The following is a 673-nucleotide window of genomic DNA, read 5'->3' as shown; positions in this document are numbered from 1 at the left end:
CTGGTACAATCCGCTCCGGCGCCACTCCGCGCTCGACTACGAGTCACCCGCTGGTTACGAGAAGAAGCACCGCGCTGCCGCTTGAGGGCGAAAGCGCGGAACGCTCTGCGGTACCGGGGCAACTTCAGACGTATCGGTCGTCCGGGCGCATCAGGACGCCGCGGGCGGAAAGGGGGAGCCGAAGCAGTGCTTTGGGGCGTTCTCGAGGAGGTTTTTCAACGAAAGTTCACGCCATCACTACGACGGGAGGTAAGCCGCTCCACGTCGCGCTGACGCCCGGCCAGCAGCACGAGTCCACAATGGCCGAAGAACTTCTGGTGCACGCCGAGGGCGCCGCTTTCATCGCGGATACCGGCTATGACGCCTACCGCATCCGCGCCAACGTTCGAAAGCTCAGGAGGAAGCCTGTCATCCATTCGAACCCGAGCCGTAAGCGGGCGTTGCCGTTAGACCGCACCCTGTACCGGCTGCGCTACCGGGTGGAGTGCTTCTTCCACGACCTCAAGCGCTTTCGGGCTGTCGCCACTCGCTATGACAAGACGGCGACTAAACCGCCTCGACGAATCCCCTAAACCTCGGAACGGTTGTTCCAATGAAGGGGGTGGTGGTGATGGGGCAGCAGCCATTCAGGCTGACGCCCGAGCAGATGGAGGAGCGGCGATTGTTCGCCGCT

1 protein-coding gene is annotated in these 673 nt (G+C 63.2%); it reads left to right on the top strand.

Annotated elements, in window-relative coordinates; translation table 11 throughout:
* Positions 1–50: 50 nt before the first annotated feature.
* Positions 51–572 carry an IS5 family transposase gene (locus F8M74_RS37190; RefSeq protein ID WP_306341668.1) on the top strand — a complete coding sequence of 174 codons (522 nt, stop codon included), beginning with the start codon at positions 51–53 and terminating at the stop codon, positions 570–572.
* The last annotated feature ends 101 nt before the right edge of the window (positions 573–673 follow it).

Origin of the sequence: Myxococcus sp. CA023, assembly GCF_010998615.1 — a bacterium.
In the GTDB taxonomy this organism is placed as follows: domain Bacteria; phylum Myxococcota; class Myxococcia; order Myxococcales; family Myxococcaceae; genus Myxococcus.
Note: the sequence above shows the minus strand (reverse complement) of the source record. Positions and strands in the feature narration are given on the sequence as shown.